Raw genomic sequence first — 21,898 nt, forward strand, 5'->3', positions numbered from 1 at the left:
AGCAGGTGACGCAGCCGGTGATGATCACCCCAGGAGCTGGCAGCAGCCCAAAGACAGAGCGAACCGTCAGCCCTCCTGCAGGTCACGTCGCTGGAAGGCGGTGATCCCGGCGACCAGGAGCGCAGCGGTGACCACGCCGAGACCCAACAGCGGACCGGCGTCCACGGGCTGGCTCAGCGTCTGCGGGACGTGGGCGAAGGGAGACAGGTTCATGACCCAGTCGTCCAGCTGAAGCAGTTCGCCGAGCTGGGCGAGCAGGGCGAAGGCCAGCAAGGCCGCCCACGCCAGCGCGGTCAGCCGGGGCAGCAGCCCGAACAACAGCATCGCGATCGCGGCCAGGGTCCAGGCAGCGGGCGCCTGCACCAGCGCCGCACCCAGCATGCGCGCGGCCTGAGCGGCCGGTTCGCCGATCCGCAGGCCGTGCGCGAGCCCGGCCGCCAACCCTCCCACCGACAGGATCAGGGCACTGCCGCCCAGGGCGACGCCCAGGTGGCTGAGGCTCCATCGGCGGCGGGTCACGGCCGCGGCCAGGACCGGTCCAGCCCGCAGCGCCGACTCCTCATCGCGCAGCCGCAGCGTCGCCTGGACCGCGTAACCGCCGGCGACCAGGCCCAGCACGCTCAGCTCGGCGGTCAGGAACGCGTCGGTCAGCGCGTCGGTGCCGCCGAGCTGCGCCAGGAGGGCGGCCAGTTGCGGGTTGTCGCCGACGATGTCACCCATGCTGTGGGCCAGGGCGCCGAACAGCATGCCCGCGACCGCGAAGCCGATCGCCCAGCCGAGCAGGCCACCGCGCTGCAACCGCCACGCCAATGCCAAGGGGCCGGCGAGATACGGGCGGGCCTCCGGCAGGCCCGGGCGCGACGGCAGAAGTCCGGCGCCGAGATCGCGCCGCCTGGCCAGCAGCGCCGCCGCGGCCATCAGCGCCAGGGCGGTGACGGCGAGCAGCGCGACCACCCACCAGCGCTCGCCGGCGAAGGCCCGCACCCGCTGCGCCCACCCCAGCGGGGACGACCAGGCAAGCGCTTCCACCTTCGCGGCGTCACCGAGCGCCCGCAGCAGGAACGCCACCCCGAGCACCGCGCAGGCCAGGGCATTGGCGGTGCGCGCATGCGTGGTGAGCTGGGCGGCGACGATTGCGACGCCGGTGAACACCCAGCCTGTCCCGCCCACCGCCGCGCCGAAGGCCAGCGCACCTGCGACGGGCAGCCCTTGGCCGGCCAGGCCCACCGTGATGAGCAGGGCGATGAGCACGTTCGCGGCGGTGGCCACGAGCACCGCCGCGCCCGGGACCGCCTGGCGGCCCACCGCGCAGGAGCCGACCAGCTCGGCGCGGCCGGTCTCCTCCTCGGCGCGGGTGTGCCGGGTCACCACGAGGATGCTCATCAAGGCGGCCAGCACCGCGGCGATGGTGGTGGCCCGCCACGCGGTCAGCCCGCCGATCGAGGTGGCGTCGAAGACCGGTCCGGTGAGCGCCTGCAGGGCGGGGGCCGCGCCGATGGTGACGCCCAGCGCGATGCGCTGGCCGGCCTGCGGATACAACTCGGCGATGGCCGAGGCGCTGACGGTGACGAGGCCGGCGATCACGACGATCCAGACGGGCACCAGGACGCGGTCCCGGCGCAGCGCCAGCCACACCAGCGTCAGCGTGCCGGTCATGCCATTCATGCTGCGGCCCGGTAGTGGCGCAGGAAGAGCTCCTCCAGGGTGGCCGGCCGGCAGGTCAGTGCGCGCACGCCGGCGTCGGTGAGCAGGCGCAGCACCGCCTGGAGATGTTCGCCGTCGACCTGGAAGCGGACCTGGAACCGGACCGGGGAGCCGCTGACGGCCAGGCCGTGCACGCCCGCCAGATCGTTCAGGCCGTCGGGGACATGGTCGAGTTCGGCGTCGATGGTGGCACGGGTGAGGTGGCGCAGCCCGGCCAGGGTGCCGGTCTCCACCGTCCGCCCGTCGCGGATGATGGTGACCTGGTCGCAGAGCGCCTCGACCTCCGACAGGCTGTGGCTCGACAGCAGCACCGTCCGGCCGCGGGCGCGTTCCTCGCCGACGACCTCGCGGAAGGTGGCCTCCATCAGCGGATCCAGACCGGAGGTCGGCTCATCCAGCAGCAGCAGCTCGACTTCGGAGGCCAGCGCGGCGATCAGGGCCACCTTCTGGCGGTTGCCTTTCGAGTAGGCGCGGCCCTTCTTGGCAGGGTCGAGGTCGAAGCGTTCCAGCAGCGCCGCCTTGCGCCGCCGGTCGAGGCCTCCGCGCAGCCGGCCGAGCAGGTCGATGGCCTCGCCGCCCGACAGAGTGGGCCACAGCACGACGTCGCCGGGCACGTAGGCCAGCCGCCGGTGCAACTCGACGGCGTCGTGCCACGGGTGGCCGCCGAGCAGTTCGGCGTGGCCGGCGTCGGCGCGTAGCAGGCCGAGCAGGATGCGCAGGGTGGTGGTCTTGCCCGAGCCGTTCGGGCCGAGGAAGCCGTGGACCTCGCCGGTCTGTACGGTGAGGTCCAGCCCGTTCAGGGCGCGGGCCTTGCCGAAGTGTTTGGTCAGGCCACTGACGACAAAGGCAGGGTTGTTCGCCACGGGGCGCCTCCATGAACCGGTCCGCTATGACATTGCCGACCAGACTTCCCGGCGCTCCGATGACGACAGTAACAGCGCCGCCGGTTGTCCACCAGATGGCGGCGACCTCACCTTTCGTCCTCTGGGTTTCGACCCCCGTTGTCACGCCGCCCGGAGGTCTCCACAACGCATATCCGCCGGCTGCAAGCCGACAACCCGCAACTCCGCGACGCATCCACCCGAGCACCTGGCGAGCGCCGCGCCGACGAGATCCTGAGACGGATCGCAACTCGCGACACGCCGGAGCGCCTTTTCGCCGAACGTGCCGGACCTTGCCGACAGGCCAACTCCATGATCGTCGTCGACGACACTGTCCACACTGCATCACCTCAGGTCAGAAGCAGGATCAAACCCGGGTTCCAGATAAGGCTCCGGCATGATGCGCATCGGCCCTGGCCAGGCAGAATCGGCCGGATTGGGGTCAGCCGGTCTGCTGGTGCCAACGGTCCAGCAGGGCGGGCAACTCGCCGAGCAGGAAGTCGTAGAAGGCGTGCATCTGCGCCAGGCGCTGATGGGCGAGATCGCCTTCATCGGTGGCGGCGATTGCGGCGGCCGCAGCCTGCAGCATGGCCTGGATGACGGTGTTCTGACTGGTGAACAGGATGGCCCAAGCATCATCGCGGAGCCGGTAGTGCTCGCGGCGGCTACCGGGTGAGGGCAGGCGTTCGATCAGGCCGACCGTCAGCAGGGATTTGATCGCACCGGAGACCGAGCCCGCGCTGGCCTCCAGCCGCTCGGCGATCTCGCCGGCGGTGACGCTGTCCTGGTCGGTGAACAGGAAGAACGCAAGGGTGCGCGCGGCCATGCGCTGGAGCCCGCCCTCGGTCAGGGTCAGGGCCAGCCGTTCCGCCGCTTGCCATTGCTCATGCCGGTCGTTCACACGCTCTCCTCCTTGGGAGAAATAGGATACCGAACACACTGACTGTTCGGAAATTTCTGAAAAGTGGCTATAGTTCTCGTATCGGCCTCTCGCGAGAGGTTCGATGGTGTGCCGGGAAGCCTGGTCGGCGATGCGACAGCTCATCTACGTCACCAGGAAAGTGACCGGCCATGACCCTGCTCGGCCGCCTGTACGGGGTGCGCCCCGCTCTCCGGCACCGGGTGCGCGTGCGGCGCAACGTGGAGATTCCGGCCGCCGATGGCGTGCGGCTGCTGGCCACGCACTACTACCCGACGGGCCGGCGCCGACCGCCGCTGGTGCTGCTGCGCAGCCCGTACGGCCGTGGCAGCGCCCTGGACCGGCTCCCGGCCCTGCTGGCCGAGCGCGGCTACCAGGTGCTGTACCAGAGCCTGCGCGGCACGGCCGGATCCGGTGGCCGCTTCGACGGCTTCGTCATCGACCCGGCCGACGACGACGGCACGCTGAGCTGGCTGCGCGCCCACCCACGCTTCGGCCGCAATCTCGGCACCGGGCAACCCCTCGCGATCGGGCGGGACCTGCGCGTGTCCGACCACGAGATCTTCCACGACCGCCGGCACCCCTCAGCCCTCTGGCTGCCCCTCATTCCAGGAGCATCATGAAACTGCTTGTTCTCGGCGGTACCCATCACGTCGGCCGCGCCGTCGTGGAGACCGCACTGCAGCGCGGCGACGAGGTGAGCACCCTCAATCGCGGCCTCAGCCGCGACCCAGCACCCGGTGTGCGGGCGCTGCTGGCCGACCGTACCGACCCCGAGGCCGTACGGCTGGCGCTGGGCCACGAGGAGTGGGACGCGGTCATCGACACCTGGGCCTGGGCGCCGCGGGTGGCGCGCGACACCGCCCGCCTGCTGGCCGGCCGGACAGGGCATTACGGCTACGTCTCCAGCCGCGGCGTGCACCGCTGGCCCTGGCCCGCGCACGCCGACGAGCACGCACTCCTGGTCGACGGCGACCCCGCCGGCACCGACGATGCCGACTACGCCGCCGCCAAGCGCGGCGGCGAACTCGCCGTCCTGGAATCCTTCCCCGAGGCGGCGCTGCTGGCCAGAGCCGGGATGATCCTCGGCCCGTACGAGGACGTCGGCCGCATCCCGTGGTGGCTGCGCCGCCTGGAGAAAGGCGGGCGCGTCCTGGCTCCCGCTCCCGCTCAGACGCCGCTGCAGTACCTCGACGTCCGGGATCTGGCCGCCTGGATGCTTCAGGCCGCCGAACGCGGCCTGGCGGGCGCCTTCACCACGACCGGCCCGCCCGGCGCGATCACCGTCGGCGACCTGCTCACCACGGCGCTGCAGGTCACCGGCTTCGACACCGAACTGGTGTGGGCGCCGCCGGAACTGCTCGGCCGGTATGGGCTGCCGCTCGGCATGGAACTCGGGCTCCGCATGCCCGACGGCAGCGCGCCGAGCGGCATGCACGACGCCGACGTCAGCGCCGCCCTGGCCGAAGGCCTCACCACCCGCCCGCTGCGCGACACCCTCGCCGACACCTGGGCCTGGCTGCAGGCCGAAGGCGACCCGGCCCCCCGCGCCGACGCGCCCTCCCCCGACACCTGGCTCAACGCCGCCGCCGAGCAGCGGCTGCTCAACCACCTCTCACGTTAAGGAAGACACGACCTTCATGCGCGCCATCATCATCGGAGCCGGCATCGCCGGCCTGGCCACCGCCCTGCGCCTGCACCAGATCGGCTGGGACACCCTCATCGTCGAACGCGTCCCGACGCGGCGCGGCGGCGGCTACGCGGTCACCTTCGGCGGCATCGGCTACGACGCCGCCGAACGCATGGGCATCCTGCCCGACCTGCTCAACAAGGGCTTCATCACCGGCGAACTCGTCTACCACAAGCCGAACGGCGAACGCCGCTTCGCCCTCGACCGTGCCACCATCGTCGCCACCACTGGCCCCCGCTCGATCACCATCCTGCGCGGCGACCTGGAAGCCGTCTTGTACGAGAAGGTCGAGGGCCACGCCGAAATCCGCTTCGGCACCGCCCTGACCGCCGTCGACCAGGACAGCCGCGCCGTCCGCGTCACCTTGACCGACGGCAGTATCGAGAAGGGTGATCTGCTGATCGGCGCCGACGGCCTGCACTCGGCCACCCGCGCCCTGCTGTTCGGCCCGGAAGAGGACTTCCTGCTCGACCTGGAACACAAGGTCGCCGTCTACATGCTCGACAAACGCCCCGCCACCATCGCCACCGGAGCCACCGGCACCCTGTCCTCGCGCGGCCGCACCGCCGCCTTCATCAGCGTCCCCGACGGCCGCAACGTCGCCTTCTTCGGCTACCGCACCAGCCACGCCCGCCCCGGCGAAGACGCTGCCACCGAACTGCAACGCGTCTACGGCGACCTCGGCTGGGTCATCCCCGAAGCCCTGGCCGGACTCAAACGGGCCGATTCGGTCTACTTCGACACCATCAGCCAGGTCGTCGCACCGTCCTGGAGTAAAGGCCGGGTGGTCCTGTTGGGCGACGCCGCCTGGTGCGTCACCCTGTTCGCCGGATACGGCTCCGCGCTGGCCGTCGGCGGCGCCGACCGCCTCGGCACCGAACTGGCCGCCCACCCCGGCGACGTGCCCGCCGCGCTGGCCGCATGGGAGGCCGCCATCCGACCCGAAGCCGAACGCAAGCAGAAACTCGGCCGCCGCGTCAAAGGCGTCTACGCCCCCACCAGCCCGCTGCTGCTGTGGCTGACCCAGCTGCCACTACGCCTGACCACGCTCCCGCCGGTGCGCCGCTACATCACCCGCCGCTTCATCAAAGGCTGAGCCGCCCGGCGGCCTGGCTGAGCGGGCAGCCAGGCCGCCGGGCGCTCAGCACCCCACCGTCGCGCAGCGTCGCCAGATGGGTGGAGGCGGCTGACCGTGCCGGCGCCATCCGCTCGGTGACCTCGCCCACCGTCAGCTCGATCCCGCCTGCGAACAGCATGAGGATCTGCTGACGGGTGTCGCTGGCCATCGCTTCGAGGAAGCCGCGGGGGCGCCGAGATCCGCACCGGCGCCCGCGTCATAGCCGTCGAAGCCGACGCCCACGCCGATGCTCACCGCGGCGCCCGGCGCGGAGGTGGCTTCGCCGTGCACCTCGCCGACGGCAGTACGCTGAACGCACCCGTCGTGATCGCTGCCAATTGATAGTGCGCAGGTGGGAGCGGTACCTCACTCTCAAGTTCGGTGACCCCAGACAATGGGTTGCTGGGAATGTGCCCCTCGGATGATCGGGACGGCGGCGGAACCGGCCGATCGCCGCGTGAGGTGGGCGAGCCGTCGCCACTGGTCGAGTGGGAGGGCGGCTGGATTCGCCGGTAGCGCCTGGAGGCACCTGGTGAAACAGGTGTCAGGGGTGTGGCTGGATCGGGAAGCGGCCGCGGCGCCAGTACCAGTGGCGGCCGGCCTTCAGGTGGTCGACGACCGCGCACTGGAGCGCGGTGCGGCGCGGCAGCCGATCGAGCGGTGTGGACAGGTCGCGGAACACGAACCGCCGCACCTCCACGTCGGCGTCCAGCCCTTCCGGCTCCTCGTACGGCTCCAGCTCGAACCTCCGCTGGAACCGGACGATGTTGGAGTCCTCCGGCAGGTATTCCAGCAGTTGCGGGTCGAGCAGCCACGAACCGCAGGCGAACTCCGTGTAGGGCTCGTCGGGAAAGTGGCGTGGGAAGAACGCGCGGGCCTCGTCGAGCGACGCCGCGACCGCCTCGGGGGTCATCGGCCCCGACTCGGGGATGTGCAGGTCGAGGGTGGCGCCGCCGCGGTGATACTGCAACCGGCCCAGCTCGTAGATGCTGCCGCGCGCGTGCAGGGTGAGCCAGCTCTGCATGACGGGCCAGCCCTCGCCGCGCATCCGCCGGTCGACCGCGAGGTTGCGGCCCAGGTCGGCGAGGCTCGCCCATGACACGGCGTCGGCGACGCCGTGGTCGCGGTGGTATCCCGTGGTGACGTCGACCAGGGCGAGGTACGCGTACGCGTAGAGATGCCGCCAGGCGGGGCCGCGTTCGCGCGGCAGCTCCGGGCCGGGCGACAACCAGCCGTGGCCGCCGAGATCGGCGCGGACCAGGGCGATCGAGCGGTCGAGCAGCCAGCGCAGCTCCGGAGTCCACAGTGGGGAGCCGGGGTCGGGCCAGCCCTCCATGATCTCGGCGGCGTCGTCCGGCCGCACCGCGAGCCGATCGAGGATCGCGGGCGCGTCGGCCTTGGCGGGCAGAGGAGCCGATGGCCCGTCGCCGGCGAGCCGGTGCACGCGGTCGACGTCCTCGACGGGCACCCCGAGCGGGGCGGCGATGGCGTCCAGATCCACGCGGATGATCCTACCCGCCGATGCCACGGGGCGGCGGATTGCTCCGCATGAGGTGGTTTGTTCTGCCTCCGACGAGCAGCTCTCCGAACTGGCCGTTTCAAAAACCGTCGACCGGGCCGCCGCCCTGCCCGGCGACACGCTCGCCTACCGGTGAGGGCGGACAACGTCGGCACGGGCGCCGCCATCTCGATCGCGCTGACCGACCCCCTGCCCGACGGCACCACGGTGACCAGGACGCCCCCGTACCTCGACGCGGCCAGGTCGGCGACCGAGACCTTCGATCACCGCGTTCCGTACGACGTCGCCGACGAGATCGTCCTGACCAACACGGTGGCGGTGACCGCGAAGGACGCCGGCGGCGACCCCGAGGTGAGCACGGCGAACAACACCGCGAGGGCCACGACCACCGTGCACGCCCCCAGGCTCACCCTGACCAGGAGCGCGTCGCGGACCCGCCGTGAGGCCATGACGATCGACCTGGCGGTGGCCAACTCCGGCAGCGCCGCCGCCACCGGCGTGACCCTCATCGACACCCTCCCGGCCGAGGTCCACTACTTCACCAAAGACAGGGGCCCGGCTCCGTGCCTTTCACGAGCCGGCCTGACAGGCCCGGCGGAAAGTCCTGCTCGCCGGCACTCTCAAAAGAGTGCCGGCGACCGGCGTCACGTCGAGGGTTCTCACCTCGACGTTTGCGGGGATCACCATCTGGCTCGCCCGAACGCCGGCTGACCCCATCTGAAGATCTCTGGTCAGCCTCCGATTTTCCATCTTGTGCCGTAACAGATCGGCGGACCGTATGTATAAGACTTTCCTGTCTTCGTGCTGGTCGCCACGAGAACGTCGGTCGCCTCAGGCTGATGGCACATGGAGTCCGGCAGACTGATGCCGACGTCCTCTCCCGGAGCGAGGACGGCGAAGGACCCCTTGTTGAGCTTTCCCTTCACCGTGACGGTTTCTTGTGTGGCGTTAATGATGATGAATTGTTCTTCATCACGAGGCGTACTGCAGGCGCTGAGGAGGAGCGCGGTGACCGTCGTCAGTCCTATGAGACGAAAACCGGTCAGAGTAGCCGTCGTGAACGACGTTGAATTCCGGATGCCCATGGCGGCCTCCTTGAGGGACTTCGCCATCAGGCACGATAGCGGGTCGGCTTCGTCTGCTGGTCATGGGGTCGAGGAGTCAGCGAGCAGCCGGTGCCGGGAATCAGACGGTCGTCGTCCCGGTGGGCGGGGCAGGTTCGCCGCCCGGAAGGCCCTGCTCCCAACGCCGGACTGCCGCCCTTGATGTGGGTGAAGGGCGTGACGGGCACATCGAGAGGGAAACGAGAACGGGAGGCCGCCATGCTCGCCGGCGCATCTCGCGCGTTCACGACGGCCTCCCGGTGTCACGGTTTTTTCTGGTCAGAGTGTATGACCACGATTTCTATTGGACGGTGGCACAGGTCGGGTTGGATTTGTTTCCCTCACCGCTGAGGTTTTCCGCGGCGACCTGGAAGCAGTAGTACTGTCCTCCCGGCAGGGGGTACATGGGAGCGCTGCGCTGGTCGGCTCCCCACGGACCGAGCCTTACGGGAGTTTGGGACCCGGTCCAGTAATAGATGTAGTAGTACACGGCACTGCTGGGGAAGGTGACCCCGTTCCAAGCCACGTTGAGCTTGTAGGGGCCCGCTGGGGTGGCGGTGACGCCGGTCGGAGCAGCCGGCTTGGCCAGTTTGATCACACCGCTGGTGGTGTTCGACTTGGCGGCGGCCAGTTCGGGATGACTGCCGCTGGCGTATGGAACGACGTACCATTCAAATTGGTGTCCATGGTTGGTGGCGCCATCGAGCGGTGCCAGATCGGCGTTGGGTTTCGTCGTCCAGATATCGAACTTTTTCCAGCTCTGGCCTGCGGTGGCGTCGCGCTGATAGATCCAGTACCAGACGCCCATGCCGACATCGTCCCAGTTCAGTTTGGCGTTGGCCAATGGCTGGACGGCAGCGGTCAAGCCGCTGCCCTGCAGGTCCTGGATCCGCGGACAGCCGGCGTTGCTCTTCTGCGGCTCGACGGTGTTGTCGTACCAGGAATTGTCCGGGCCCGCCGCCGCGGCGGCCAGGGTCTTGGCGGCCTCCTGCGTGCTGGTTCGTGGAATCTTGCCATCCGGGGGCGGAGCGGGGGCGTTGGGCGGACGCCCGGTGTCGGTGAAGGCGGGCGGGTGGATACCGCGGCCCCCGGTGGAGTCGGCAGGCGCCGGTCCGGGTTCGGCGGTCGCCGATGCTGCGGCTTTGAAGGAGGTCGGGGAGAAGAAGGCGGTGACAGGAACGTCGATGAACTTGGGCCGGTAGGTGTCGGCGTTATAGTCCGTCAACGGCCGGCAGCCGATGTTCACCGCGTTGGTGTTGACGTTGTACGAGATGACGATCTTGCTCGGATCCGACGACAGACCCTCATGGACGCGTGCCTCGTACACCATAGAGAAGTTGGGGCTGACATGGCGCTCCGGGGGGTCGTACAGCTTGATCCGGTTGTTGGTGAATCCCCACGGGGTCGTGGATGGATTGGCGACGATCTGCCCCGGAGTGACATGCGGATCGGCATGGTGAACCAACCAAAACCGGTTGTTGAGGTCGATGACGCTGAATCCCGCCTCTGCCAGCACCCCCAGAGGCCGAGAGGCGGAACACGAGGTACCCCACTGGGGATTTCCCGAGCTGTCGGTTCCGGTGAAATAACGCCAGAGGGATTGATCGGTCAGGTCCAACGTGGTCGGGACACGTGCGAGGAAGATTCGCTTGCCCAGTGCCGTTTTGGATTCGTGGCCATAGATATAGGTGTAACCGCCCTGCTCCACCAAGGCCGTCCCCCAGATGATCGGATCGGGGGCGGAGACGAAGCAGTCGGCCAGCGCGGTCGGGGTTTTCTTTATGACGGTGTTGTTGTCCAGCTCGCTGTTCGGGAAGATCACGTACGCGCCACGGGTGTCCACGCCACCCAAGCCTCTGTAATAGAACTTCACGACTCTGTCGCCGTTGACCTTGGCGTCGCCGGTCCAGTACTGCGAGCCGTTTCCGACCGGGGTGTGAGCGTAGCGGGACCAGAAGTCGACTGACTGATCGGTTTCCTTACACGTGTTCCCCCCGGTGATCGTGCGCAGAGCGGAGCCGTTCTGGATGACGATCGAGTTACGCAGGAAGCTGGTCTCGAATCCCCCCGGCCGCTTGCTGGGGTGGTTGAGGAAGGTGTCGGAGAAGAACCAGGCCCGCTTGCCCGACGGCAACCGCACGGACTGGGTGGCATCGCCTCCGCTCCAGTCCGCGCATCCGGCGCTGTCCCCGTAGTTCTTGAACATGTTGGTCAGGGTGGAATTGACCTGCACGCCTGTCTCGGTGGCCATTGAGGCCGACCACGTAACCTGCTGCGCGGCGGTTCCGCTCTGCGCGGCGCCGCTGGCGGCATAGGTGTCAACCCGTGGCATGATCAGAGTGGCGATCTCCGTGGAGGAGATGGACAGCGACGCCGATCCACCGGCATCGGTCCGGACCCAGCGCGACGGTGACATCGTCGGCACTCCCGAACTTTTCGGCCAGACGACCAGCAACGGCCGAACATCCCCGTACGGAATGTTGTCCTGGACGTTGACCCGAACCGTGACCCGACCCGATCCGCTCGTGGGCGGCGTCAGTTCCACATATGACGTACCACCCGGATAGATGAGCACCAGGCCGTTGGTCGACCCGCCCCAGCTCAAGGACCTCTCGGCTGACCGTTTGGGCCTCTCGGCTAAGCTTCCTGGGAGAAAATTGCGCCAGGTGGTGGAAGTGTCCGGGTCGGCGTAGCCGTCGGCCGCGCCCAGAAATCCGCTCAAGTTCGTGGTCTTGTTGGTTAGGCGATAATTGGCCACGGCGAAGCCCTGCAGTTCCGTTTTCAGGTTGCGGCCGTAGCCGTTCAGCACCTGTTCGATGGCCTCAAGCGGAAGTTTGCCGCTCATCGCCTGCCACGTTTGTCGGACGAAGTCGAAAGTGGTCCGTTCGGTCAGGTAGTTCGCCAGGATGAACGCTCCGTACTGCCGCTTGGGTGAGGTGCTCCATACCTCCTGCGCCGTGTTCAGAGCCTCGGTCGGCTCGCCCAGGAACAGTGGTAGCGACGAGGCGTAGGCGCCATTGCCCGGCCCGGAGGGGTTGAGCTTCTTGTACAGCTCGTGAGTGGCCCACTCGGCGGTTGCCTCCATCCACCAGTTGATCGAGGTCAGATTGGCGCCCAGTTCCAGGTTGGACAGATGATGGTATTGCACTGCGTGGAACATCTCGTGGTACGGGAGATAGGTGTATTTCCAATCTCGCCGCGTCGAGGAGCCGGAGCTGGGATCACCGGGGTCAGGGGGCAACAAGATGACTGGACCGTTGGATGACGGGCCTCCGGTCGGGATGGTGACGCCCGGATGGTTGGGGTTGAAGCCGAAGAAATCGAATCCGACGTAGGTGACCACGCTCTGTCCGGTCAACTCGTACCCCCAGGCGCGGTACTGTTCCCAGGCCTTGGTGAGGTTGGTGGTCATGGTTTCCACCGCGTCGGGGACGCCGTTGGTGTTGGTATCCATGGCCTGAACGCCGTCGGGGCCGCCGATGCCGTCGATGTTGTAGTAGACGTCGAAACGGGTCGTGGTGGTCACGGTGTGTCGACAGTAGAAAGTGTTGTCCAGGAAGGTATGGCCCGCGCCGCATTCCGTCCATGGCGCGGCCGCCGAAGTGGAAGGAAGGGTGGGCGCGGATCGGGCCGGGGCCGGATCGGGTTGTTTGAACACCTCGGCCAGCCAGGACTTGGTCTCCGGCGAGGCCTGCCGATCGGCCAGGGACAGTGCGTAGTGAAGTGCCAGACCCGCCTCGTGCGGCACGCCCTCCTTGGAACGATACTTCGCCGGCACGTTGTCCGGGCCGGCCAGACGCTCGACCGAATGGCGCACGTACTCGTCGATGCCGATCTCGCCGCGATTCCACGCCCGTGACAGCGGATCCTCGTCGCCGAAGTCGGGTTTCTGCGCCGCGAGTTTCTTGTGTAGCTCGCTTTCCGGTCGCTCGACCGGCTGATATGGCTTGGGCTGGTCTTCGGGGGGTTTCGGCTGTGGGGACGCGGCCGATGGAATGGGGGTCGGCGACGACTCCGCAGCTGTTTCGGATAGTGCGGACAGCTGCAAAGGACCCGCGAGGAGACCGGTGATCGCCAAGGTCATGACCCATACCCGGGAGCGGCTTCTGGTAATGCGCAAAAACTCTCCAACCATCAGAAGGGAACCGCGAATCATTGATCGTCCACGTGATGGATCTTGCAAAAGCGCTTGCATGCTTGGACGGCCGCCGAATCCGCCGCGTCGATAGGAAAGTATTGATAGCGCCATCATGAATGCACGGCAGCCTGTCGGATTGATGGCCCGGTGCCGAGGATGCAGAAAAGTCATACCGAGGCGTTTCTGGGCGGTATGAAAGTGGCGACCGAATCGGACACTGGACTTTCGAAACGTCAGGGAATCGACATCGCCGGTCGCGACCGCCATGGCCGTGACGCGAATAAGAAAGTCATGGTCGCGGACGGTGCGTGTTCGTCGACATTATCGGATTGTTGTTGGCGATGACGGTGCGCCCGTTGATTCGATCGACATTCCGTCGCCGACGGTAACGTCGTCGATTTGACAAGGTGATTGTTAGGGAGCTGGCAAGCTCTCGCGGGGCCTATTCTCCCCGTGAACTTTCCGGCCCCTCCTCTCGTGACGATACGCTGATCGGTCCACAACGCTCCGTGTGCGAAATGAATTTTCGCATGTCATCTTTGACGAAGGGTCGCGGCTACCGCCACCGATCTACGAGATTGTCCTAAACAGGATGGCCGATTGACGGGCATCGGAACGGCCCATAGGTTCCCTCTCGTCACACAGATGCGAATAAAGGGAGAACACATCATGCAGCCAGATTCCAGCCCTAAATGGATTCTCGCTTTCGATGCTTCCTGTGGCCAATGTCGAGGGTTGGCCGACAAGGTGAAGAAATTCGCCGAGCATCGTCTTGAGATCGTTCCGCTCATGCATCCAGAGGTCGTCGCGTGGCGGAAGCAGGCACTCGGTGATGACGCACCGTACATGCCGACCCTCATCAGGGTCGGGCATGACGGCGTGCGCGCGTGGACGGGCGCGGCCATGGCGATTCGGCTCGCCGCGCGCCTGGGAGTCTGCGGGACGTACGGCCTGCTGGCCACCCTTGGCGAGAACCGGAGGGCGGAGGAGCGGCACGCCGCCTCGTCCGCCGATGCGGGCGCGGGCCGTCGCCACTTCCTGCGGTTGGCCGGCCTCGGTGTCGCTGTGTCCGTGATCGCAGGGAGAACGTCGCTCGCCCAGGCCGCCGCGGCCGACCCGTCGCCCGCGGAAAAGTGGGTGCAGGCCAACAGGGCGAACCTTCCGCAGACCTACCAGGCTTTCGGCGTCCACGATCTGGAGCATCGCCGAGCCATCTTCAACGCGCTTCCCCCTCAGACGCGCAGCCGTCTCTGGGGCGATCACCTGCAGGAACACCGCGGCTCTCTGCCGAAGATGAGTGCGGAGCAGAACGCGGTGTTCGACGCTTTCATGGAACTGGCCGGCGACAGCAAGACCTTCGCGGCCCCGAATACCGAGGAAACGCATCACAGCCTCGCCTCGCTGCTAGAGAGGGCGGTCGCCGCCTTCGGTGAGAGTGACGCCGCCGCCCTGTTCGCCAATCTCGGTCCTCGGTCGGCCTCCACGTCATCGGATCGACCGGCCCATGCTCACACTGTCGCGGCGAGTGCGTGTGAGTGTTCGATCAGCAGCCCTCTGTGTCTTGGGGGCAACAGGTGCTATCAAGGAGCTCTCGGCTGCTATCAGGAGAATGGTTGCGGAGCTCTGTGGTGGTACATCTGCAACGGCATGTGTTGCATGCAGACAAGCCAGGGACTGATTTGTTATTAGCCGAGATCGGCGAGGCATGCCACGATATTCATGCGGGCGCTGAGGCGGCAGTCGCGCTCGATTTCAAGGCCGCGTCCCGCCATGGATATCGCCGGTGACCACACCGCCGTGGCTCACGGGCCGAACTCGTTGCCCCTCTTCCGTCTTTACATCACGGGGTGGCCGACCTTTTCCGTCACCCAACCCCTGGCGTTGCCCGTTGCCCGCGTCTCATTTCGCATCGGGGTATCCGCGTAGCGCTTTTGGCGCTCCCTGCCAAAACGCGCGTGGCGCGTGAAAGACTCGGTTCGATCGTGCCTCGATCGCGACCCGGTGTGATGAGGCGATCACCCGTCGGGTGAACGTCGAGGACTCATCAAACCGCTCCGCAATATCGCATCGCTTAGAAAGGGGCTCACGTGGTCGAATCATCGCCGGTGCGTGCACCGGCTGTCGTCCGTCACTTCGCCAGGATCGTCGATCTCGGGGTCGCCGCGCTCACCGTGGTGGTCTTCGTCGCCATCGCCCTGGCCACGGGGGTGCGTTCGCCCTGGCCGGCCGTGATCCCCGTCGCCCTGGCCCTCGGTGCGCTCCTGCTCCTACGGCGTCGGTGGCCGATGACCGTGCTGCTGCTGTCGGTCGTCGCGATCTTCGTCTATCACCTGGTCTCCTGGTCCCCCCCGGGCTGGATCTGGCCGATCGCGGCCGCCTACGTCACCGCTGCGGCCACCTCCCGCGTGCGATGGGTGGCCGTCATCGGAGTAGCCCAGCTCCTCTACTCCGCGATCGACGCCTGGTGGGTCATCGATGTGAATCCGCCGGTCTACTTCTTGCACGTTCTCGGTGAAGGAGTATTGCTGGCGGCATTCCTCGGCCTGGGAATCGCTTACGCGGCCTGGCTGCGCTGGCGCGACCGGCCCAACCTCAAGGACGACTCAGGCTCCTGACGCGGGCATACCGCGACGAAGGCCGAAGTGGTGGAGTAGCAGCGGCTCTTGGTGGAGAAGCGGCCCCGGCACCCCAGCATGTGCCACCAATGTCGCAGCGGGAGCAGCCGGTATTGAGGCAGGCGGTTCAGGGCGAAGCAGGTCAAGATCATGCGCCGGGCGTGTTCGGTCACGTCCAGCCGGGCGATCTCCCCGGCGTCACGGATACGTCGGTTCACCGTCCCTGCGGATTCCGCTCCCTTGGTCGCGTACTTGGCCACGTAGGAGGCCACCCGCTGATCACTCACGCCGTCCAGGTCGGTGGAGAGGTAGACCGGTCGCACGTCGAGTTGCTCACCCCAGGGCAGCAGGACCGGTGGAGGAACGTCCGGCGACTGCTTGGAGGCAGGCACCACGACCTGTGCGGTGGCCTGCCGGATCGCGGCATCCAGCAGCGGAACGGTCGCCCAGTCCGGGGGAGGGGAGCCGGGACGTCCGGGCCGTCGAGGTGGATCACCGCGTTGACATGGATCAGGCCGCGCGCTTGGTACTCGGCGACCTTGGCATACGACAGCCGCAACGTCTTACGGGGGTGAGCACGAGGCACGCCGAGCAGTCGAGCCAGGACAGCGGGGAGTGCCTGGGTGAAGCGGCGCCACAGCTCTCCCGCATGAGAGTTCCACAAGACCGCGCCCTGGTACTCGTAACAGTCCACGCAGAGCGGTTGCCCCACTTACGGGTCATCGCGGTCGTGACGCCTGCCGCAGCCCTCGTATCGACCATGGGGGCAGGTGGGGGAGTCGCGCCGGGGACGGCAGGGCAGGGACTCGCCGTCCTTGCCCGTGCGGTGAGCGTGAACCGCGCCGAAGGACGGAGCGGTGAAGGTGGCGAACACGCGGGGATGGCCGCCCACGTCTACGACCACACGATCCACCGGTGGGACATCGCCCGCCAGACCTGCCTCAGATCCGGCGCCTGACGCGTGCCGGATCCCCGGCCCACCGTGGGCCGGGGATCTGACATGTGGACCGCGTGCCGCGGGGGCGCGGACGGTTTCGCCGCTACCGGGTCGTGCAGACGGTTCCGTTGAGGGTGAAGACGGCGGGCAGTGTGTTCGGGCCGCTGTAGTTGCCGACGAAGCCGATCGTGGCCGACGCGCCGGTGGGCAGTGAGCCGTTGCCGGACTCGTTGACGACCTGCACGTCCTGCCCGTCCTGCGTCCAGACGGCGCCCCAGCCGCTGCCCAGGCTCTGCCAGGTCCTGGGCCAGCTGAAGCTCAGGGTCCAGCTGCTGACCGGCGCGCCGTGGTTGGTGATGTCGATGGCGCCGACGTAGCCGCTGGCCCAGTCGGTCTGCTTGGTCAGACGCACCGAGCACGAACTGGAGGCGGGTGTGCCGGTCGTGAACGTCAGCGGCGCGGAGGGCGCGGAGACGCCACCGCCGCTGTCCCGTGCGATCACGTTGACCGTGTAGCGCGTCCCCGGTTTGAGGTTGTTCACGGTGAACGAGGTGCCGCCGGTCTCGCCGAACTGCTCGCCGACGGCTCCGTTCTGGCGGTGAACCTCGTACTTCACGATCGGACGCGCGCCGGCGGAGGCGGTGGGCCAGGAGATCGTGGCGGCCCTGTCGGTCACCTCCGAGACCGTCGGCTGCCCCGGCGTGCCCGGCAGGCCGGTCTGGGCGTCGGCGGGCCGCAGGACGATCGTGGTCAGCGAGAGGGGGGGCAGCGTCTGACCGGTCGCGCTGCCTGTGGTCGAGGAGGTGATGCTCGTGGCGCCGTTGGTGTGGGTCAGTACGGTGGGGGCCCCGGACGCCGGGCTGAAACCGGAGTAGTCGATCGCGACGGGATAGGACGTGTCGGACGAGGTGTTGATCAGCAGGACGGCCAGATCACCGTTGGGGCGGCGCGCGGCGTGTGCGGTGACCTTCGCCTGGTCGGTCGCGGCCCTGATGAACCGGTCTCCGGGGCGGGCGAACCTGCTCACCATCTGGAGCGCGTAGTACGGCGCGAAAGGTGTGTTGAGCGAGGGTTCGCAGACGCTGCCGTCGGAGGTGCACGTCGCGTTCGACAGCAGACCGAAGTCGCCGTAGTCGGTGTGCCCCTCGACCTGTGTGACGCTGCCGATGCCGTTGTGGACGTTCCACCAGTCGACCGTGAACACCCCGTTGGCGAGCAGTGTCGCGTAGGCGTCGGCGGCGGCCAGCGCACCGGGCTGGGTCGTCGTGCCGCGTTCGTTCGACCCGGTGTTGAACTCGGTCATCGCGATGCCGATCCGCTCGGCGCCGGCCCCGGCGTACCGCGCGATCTGCCGGCGGGTGAGATCGATCATGTCGGGAACGTGCCCGACCTTGTCGAGGGCGCCGGGGTACCAGTGCAGGATCACGAAGTCGATCTTCGATGCCGCGGCCGAGAGGACGACGTCGTTCCAGGTCCCTGCGTCACCCTCGGCGACCAGCCCGTCGGGCCAGTTCGCCGGTGTGGTCAGCACCGCGCCGATCTTGATGGTCGGGTCGACGGCCTTCATCGCGTCGGAGTAGGCCACGACGTGGCGCGCGTACTCGGCGGGGCTCTTGTCGGCGTGGTCGTCCGCCTCCCACGTGGCGCCGTAGTGGCCGTTGCCGTAGTTCTCGTTGCCGATCTCCCAGTACTTGACGCCGTAGCCCTTGGTGACGTTGGCGTACCGCACCCAGGCCGCCGCCTCCTCCGCCGTACCGGTGCCGTAGTTGGCGGTGACCATCGGCTGCGCCCCGGTGCGACGCGCACCGCGCATGAAGGTGTCGAACTCGGTGTTGGGAGCCACGTAGCCGCCGGGGGCGGTGTGGTCGGCCCAGTGGTAGATGTCGGAGTACGAGCCGCCGGGGTAGCGCAGCAGCTTCATACCCGCGTCCTTGAGCAGGTCGGCGGTCGTGTCGGTGCCCAGGTTGGCGTCCCAGATCGCATGGTTGGTGCCGATACCGGTCTCGGGGGCGGTGGCGAGCGCGGCGCGGGCGTTGACGGTCACCGCGACCGGGGCGACCTCATCGGCGCGCGCCGTGGGGACATGCAGGACGGACAGCGTCAGCAGGAGAGCCGACGCGGCCCGTAACAGCTTCTTAGGTGTCCCCAGTATCCCCGGTGTCCTTGGTGTTCTTGATGTTCTCGGCATCGGTGTACCTCGCAACGGATAGTGGCGTTCACTCGACGCCCCCTCCCTGACCCGGAGGCAACATGATCGTCAGGGGTCGCCCCATATCCGTCAACCCGCGGTGAAACTTTCAGTCGCCGCGTCGCCGCGTCGCCGCGTGGTGCCGGGAGGTCAGGAGATGGTGAGCGTGCCGTTCGCGTTGCGGGCGCACGTGATGACCGTGCGGGACGCGGCGGTGAGGGCACCGCTGAGGCACTGTCCGAGGACGGTGTGGCCCGCGGCGTTGGGGTGCCAGCCCTCCTGGCAGGTCTGGAAGTAGCTGACGCAGGTGTTCGCGACCCGCTGGACACCGATCTTGTCCCACCCCGACAGGCTGGTGACGAACGTGCCGGACGGCCCGTCCTGCACCCGGATCGGGGTGGCGAGCGCACCCGTCGGGCTGCCGGGGTTCTCGCAGAGCCGGGCACCGTCGAAGGCCTTCTGGACGTCCAGCACGCGCAGGTCGGCCGTCGGACGCTCGGCCGCCAGCGTGGTGTAGGCGTTCTTGACCAGGGAGCCGAGGTTCTGGGAGAACACGTGCCCGGGAGCGAGGCTCGCGCGGTGGATCGGGCAGCCCGCGGCGTACCGTTCGGCGCCGAGGGCGCGGAACTTGTCGCGGGTGTCGGTGCGGTTGTCCTCGTCCCGGTACTGCGGGGCGACGTCGAGCGGCAGCGGGTTGGTGTAGGTCTGCAGGATCACGCTGTGGACGCCGTCGGCGTCGATCTGGGCGAGGGTGTCGAGGATCTGGCGCAGGGCGGCGGCGGTCTCGGTGGTGGCCGCGGCGACCTCGGCGTCGGAGGCGAGGTCCGAGACGGTGCAGGGCTCCTGCGGCACGTCGCCGCCCAGGTAGGCCCAGAACTCCCACCAGCCCGTCCAGGCGTCGGCGATGAAGCGGTTGGCGCACAGCGTGGCCACGTCGCCGAAGGTGAACTGGGTGTTGTTGGAGCCGAGGCCGATGAGGACGACGTCGATGTCGTGGGTCTGCGCGACGGCACGCAGCTGGTCGAGCTGGGAGGCGACGGAGCGGCCCTTGGCGCGGGCGCCGGAGGGGTTGGCGATGTCGGCGGGCTGGCCGCCGGAGCACGCGAGGTTGAAGCGGTCCTGGATGCCGGGGAGTGAGGCCTTGAACAGCGAGGCGTTCGCCGACCGGTGGCAGAAGTAGGCGTTGCTGTTGGGAGCCGACCAGCCGGGGAAGGACTGCGCCGTCCCCGAGGCGTCGACGACGGGCTGGTAGGCTCCCGCGCCCTCCCCGCTGATGAAGCTGTCGCCGAGCGCGACGGCCGCGGTGGGCAGGGCCGCCTGGGCGGCTCCGCCCTGGACGACCTGGATGCCGACCGCGCCCACCAAGAGCGCCACCATCGCGGCCGCACGCCGGAGAACCCTCACTACCGCCTCATTTCCTACTAAGTAAGTATGGAATAACGTATATCCGGATCACAACACGCCACCCGAATGACGTCAAGATTGTCAGGAGACGCGCCGCCTCATCTAAGAGATCGCGTATCGCCCTGATCGTCAAGCACGCGCTTGCTTGCTTGGCGTGGGGGTGTGGTCTGTCGCCGCTGCCACGCCACGCCTGAGCTGTACGGATGCCCGGTCGCGAAGCCGGCCCCGCGCACACTGGGAGTGATGCGTTGGAACAGGCCGGGGCCGCCGCGGGCTCTGACCGACCGGGGTGGAGTGGTTTCTATGAGCTTGTCCAGGCGTGAGATGGTCGCCGGGCTCGGGGCGTTGGCCCTCCCGCCTTCACCGCCCCCACCGTCGCCCGCCGGTCGGGACGTTCGGCCTTCACCGGCTATGCCGTCCGCCGGTGTCGCCGCTCCCGTCGGCACGGCCCCTGAGCGGCTCGCCGAGGACGAGGGCTTCTGGAGCCGGGTGGCGCGGCAGTATCGAGTCACCCCGGACTTCGTCAACCTGGAGAACGGCTACTACGGGATCATGCCCGAGCCGGTGCGCCGCGCCTACCATCGCAACACCGACCACCTCAACGAGCTGAACTCCTACCTGCTGCGCACCACCTACAAGGACCTGGCGGACCAGGTCAGGCGGCGTATCGCGACCATGCTCGGCGTCTCCATGAAGGAGATCGCCCTCACCCGGGGCGGCACCGAGGCCCTGCAACTGCTGATCGCCGGCTACCGGCGGCTGCGTCCCGGTGACTCGGTGATGTACGCCGACCTGGACTACCACAGCATGCAGTACGCCATGAACTGGCTGAGCGACCGGCGAGGCGTCCGGGTGGAGAAGCTCGTCATCCCCGAGCCGGCGACCCGGCAGGCGGTGCTGGACGCCTACGCCAGGGCGTTCCTTGAGCACCCGAAGCTCAGGTTGCTGCTGCTCAGCCACATGAACAACCGCACCGGGCTGGTGGTCCCCGTGCGGGAGATCGTGGCGATGGCTCGCGAGCGGGACATCGACGTGATCGTCGACGCCGCGCACTCCTGGGGCCACCTGGACTTCACCGTGGACGACCTGGGCGCCGACTTCGCCGGGTTCTCCCTGCACAAGTGGATGGGCATGCCGCTGGGTGCGGGCTTCCTCTACATCCGCGACGGCCGCCTGGCCGACATCGACGTCGCGTTCCGCGACGAGACCTTCCCACGGGGGGACATCCGCTCACGGGTGCACTCCGGCACCCTGGACGTCGCGCCCTTCCTGACGGCCGGCACCGCCCTGGACTTCCACGACGCCCTCGGCGCCGCCGCCAAGCAGGCGAGGCTGCGCTTCCTGCGCGACCGCTGGGTGGGTCAGGTGCTCGACATCGGCAACCTGGAGATCCTCACCCCCGAGGAGCCCGCCATGTACGGCACGATCACCGCGTTCCGGATCACCGGCCGTACGTCGCAGGCCGAGAACGTCGCGATCGCCACCGACCTGATGAAGCGGTACCGGATCTTCACGGTGCACCGCGGTGGGCCGGCGAGGGGGGACTGCGTGCGGGTGACGCCGGCGCTCTTCACCACCCGCGACGACGTCGACCTGCTGGCGACGGCGGTACGGGACATCGCGCGACGGATGCGCGCCTGAGCGGGAGCGACGGATGCGCGTCTGAACGGGAGCGGCGGATGC

Annotated in this window: 16 protein-coding genes and 1 pseudogene; 7 read left to right on the forward strand and 10 right to left on the reverse strand. The window is 68.1% G+C overall.

Going from position 1 to position 21,898, the window contains the following annotated elements:
• Positions 1-66: 66 nt before the first annotated feature.
• From ABZ664_RS10470 to ABZ664_RS10480, 3 genes are all read right to left on the reverse strand, one after another.
• A complete protein-coding gene (locus tag ABZ664_RS10470; RefSeq protein ID WP_362506117.1) occupies positions 67-1,656 on the reverse strand; it encodes an ABC transporter permease in 1,590 nt (529 codons plus the stop codon).
• A gap of 5 nt (positions 1,657-1,661) precedes the next feature.
• A complete protein-coding gene (locus ABZ664_RS10475) occupies positions 1,662-2,567 on the reverse strand; it encodes an ABC transporter ATP-binding protein (RefSeq protein ID WP_362506120.1) in 906 nt (301 codons plus the stop codon).
• 460 nt (positions 2,568-3,027) lie between these two features.
• Positions 3,028-3,486, reverse strand: a complete 459-nt coding sequence (locus ABZ664_RS10480) for a helix-turn-helix domain-containing protein (protein ID WP_362506123.1) — start codon at positions 3,484-3,486, stop codon at positions 3,028-3,030.
• Between the two features lie 170 nt (positions 3,487-3,656).
• Between ABZ664_RS10480 and ABZ664_RS10485 the strand changes: the two genes are divergently transcribed.
• Genes ABZ664_RS10485 through ABZ664_RS10495 form a run of 3 tightly spaced genes read left to right on the forward strand, consistent with a single transcriptional unit; the run spans position 3,657 to position 6,290 of the window.
• Positions 3,657-4,127 carry a CocE/NonD family hydrolase gene (locus tag ABZ664_RS10485; RefSeq protein ID WP_362506126.1) on the forward strand — a complete coding sequence of 157 codons (471 nt, stop codon included), beginning with the start codon at positions 3,657-3,659 and terminating at the stop codon, positions 4,125-4,127.
• Positions 4,124-5,128, forward strand: a complete 1,005-nt coding sequence (locus ABZ664_RS10490; RefSeq protein WP_362506129.1) for a reductase — start codon at positions 4,124-4,126, stop codon at positions 5,126-5,128. Before ABZ664_RS10485 ends, ABZ664_RS10490 begins: the two co-directional genes overlap by 4 nt.
• Positions 5,129-5,144: 16 nt before the next feature.
• Positions 5,145-6,290, forward strand: a complete 1,146-nt coding sequence (locus ABZ664_RS10495) for an FAD-dependent monooxygenase (RefSeq protein WP_362506132.1) — start codon at positions 5,145-5,147, stop codon at positions 6,288-6,290.
• Here ABZ664_RS10495 and ABZ664_RS10500 read toward each other — a convergent pair.
• A complete protein-coding gene (locus ABZ664_RS10500) occupies positions 6,280-6,480 on the reverse strand; it encodes an ArsR family transcriptional regulator (RefSeq protein ID WP_362506135.1) in 201 nt (66 codons plus the stop codon). The two genes, ABZ664_RS10495 and ABZ664_RS10500, sit on opposite strands and share 11 nt — an antisense overlap.
• 375 nt (positions 6,481-6,855) lie before the next feature.
• A complete protein-coding gene (locus ABZ664_RS10505; protein WP_362506136.1) occupies positions 6,856-7,812 on the reverse strand; it encodes an acyltransferase domain-containing protein in 957 nt (318 codons plus the stop codon).
• Positions 7,813-7,962: 150 nt separating this feature from the next.
• Between ABZ664_RS10505 and ABZ664_RS10510 the strand changes: the two genes are divergently transcribed.
• Positions 7,963-8,541 carry a hypothetical protein gene (locus ABZ664_RS10510; protein ID WP_362506139.1) on the forward strand — a complete coding sequence of 193 codons (579 nt, stop codon included), beginning with the start codon at positions 7,963-7,965 and terminating at the stop codon, positions 8,539-8,541.
• 20 nt (positions 8,542-8,561) lie between these two features.
• Here the strand turns inward: ABZ664_RS10510 and ABZ664_RS10515 are convergent, their stop codons facing one another.
• Both ABZ664_RS10515 and ABZ664_RS10520 read right to left on the reverse strand, forming a co-directional pair.
• Entirely contained in the window at positions 8,562-8,915 is a 354-nt protein-coding gene (locus ABZ664_RS10515) for a hypothetical protein (protein ID WP_362506142.1), read from the reverse strand.
• 319 nt (positions 8,916-9,234) lie between these two features.
• Positions 9,235-13,017, reverse strand: coding sequence for a hypothetical protein (locus ABZ664_RS10520; RefSeq protein WP_362506145.1), 3,783 nt, complete (start codon positions 13,015-13,017; stop codon positions 9,235-9,237).
• Positions 13,018-13,806: 789 nt separating this feature from the next.
• Between ABZ664_RS10520 and ABZ664_RS10525 the strand changes: the two genes are divergently transcribed.
• Positions 13,807-14,760 carry a bacteriocin fulvocin C-related protein gene (locus ABZ664_RS10525; protein WP_362506148.1) on the forward strand — a complete coding sequence of 318 codons (954 nt, stop codon included), beginning with the start codon at positions 13,807-13,809 and terminating at the stop codon, positions 14,758-14,760.
• A gap of 416 nt (positions 14,761-15,176) precedes the next feature.
• Entirely contained in the window at positions 15,177-15,686 is a 510-nt protein-coding gene (locus tag ABZ664_RS10530) for a hypothetical protein (protein WP_362506151.1), read from the forward strand.
• Here ABZ664_RS10530 and ABZ664_RS10535 read toward each other — a convergent pair.
• The 3 genes and pseudogenes from ABZ664_RS10535 to ABZ664_RS10545 form a co-directional block, all read right to left on the reverse strand.
• Positions 15,626-16,599 (reverse strand): annotated as a pseudogene (locus tag ABZ664_RS10535) (replication initiator). The gene ABZ664_RS10530 and the pseudogene ABZ664_RS10535 overlap by 61 nt on opposite strands.
• Positions 16,600-16,726: 127 nt before the next feature.
• Complete coding sequence (locus ABZ664_RS10540; protein WP_362506154.1) at positions 16,727-18,811, reverse strand: cellulose binding domain-containing protein; 2,085 nt, start codon at positions 18,809-18,811, stop codon at positions 16,727-16,729.
• 150 nt (positions 18,812-18,961) lie between these two features.
• Positions 18,962-20,215 carry a hypothetical protein gene (locus tag ABZ664_RS10545; RefSeq protein WP_362506157.1) on the reverse strand — a complete coding sequence of 418 codons (1,254 nt, stop codon included), beginning with the start codon at positions 20,213-20,215 and terminating at the stop codon, positions 18,962-18,964.
• 411 nt (positions 20,216-20,626) lie between these two features.
• On the opposite strand from ABZ664_RS10545, the gene ABZ664_RS10550 reads away from it, so the two are divergent.
• Positions 20,627-21,856 carry an aminotransferase class V-fold PLP-dependent enzyme gene (locus ABZ664_RS10550; RefSeq protein WP_362506160.1) on the forward strand — a complete coding sequence of 410 codons (1,230 nt, stop codon included), beginning with the start codon at positions 20,627-20,629 and terminating at the stop codon, positions 21,854-21,856.
• Positions 21,857-21,898 lie beyond the last annotated feature (42 nt).

The sequence above is a fragment of the Streptosporangium sp. NPDC006930 genome (assembly GCF_040635605.1).
Classification (GTDB): domain Bacteria; phylum Actinomycetota; class Actinomycetes; order Streptosporangiales; family Streptosporangiaceae; genus Streptosporangium.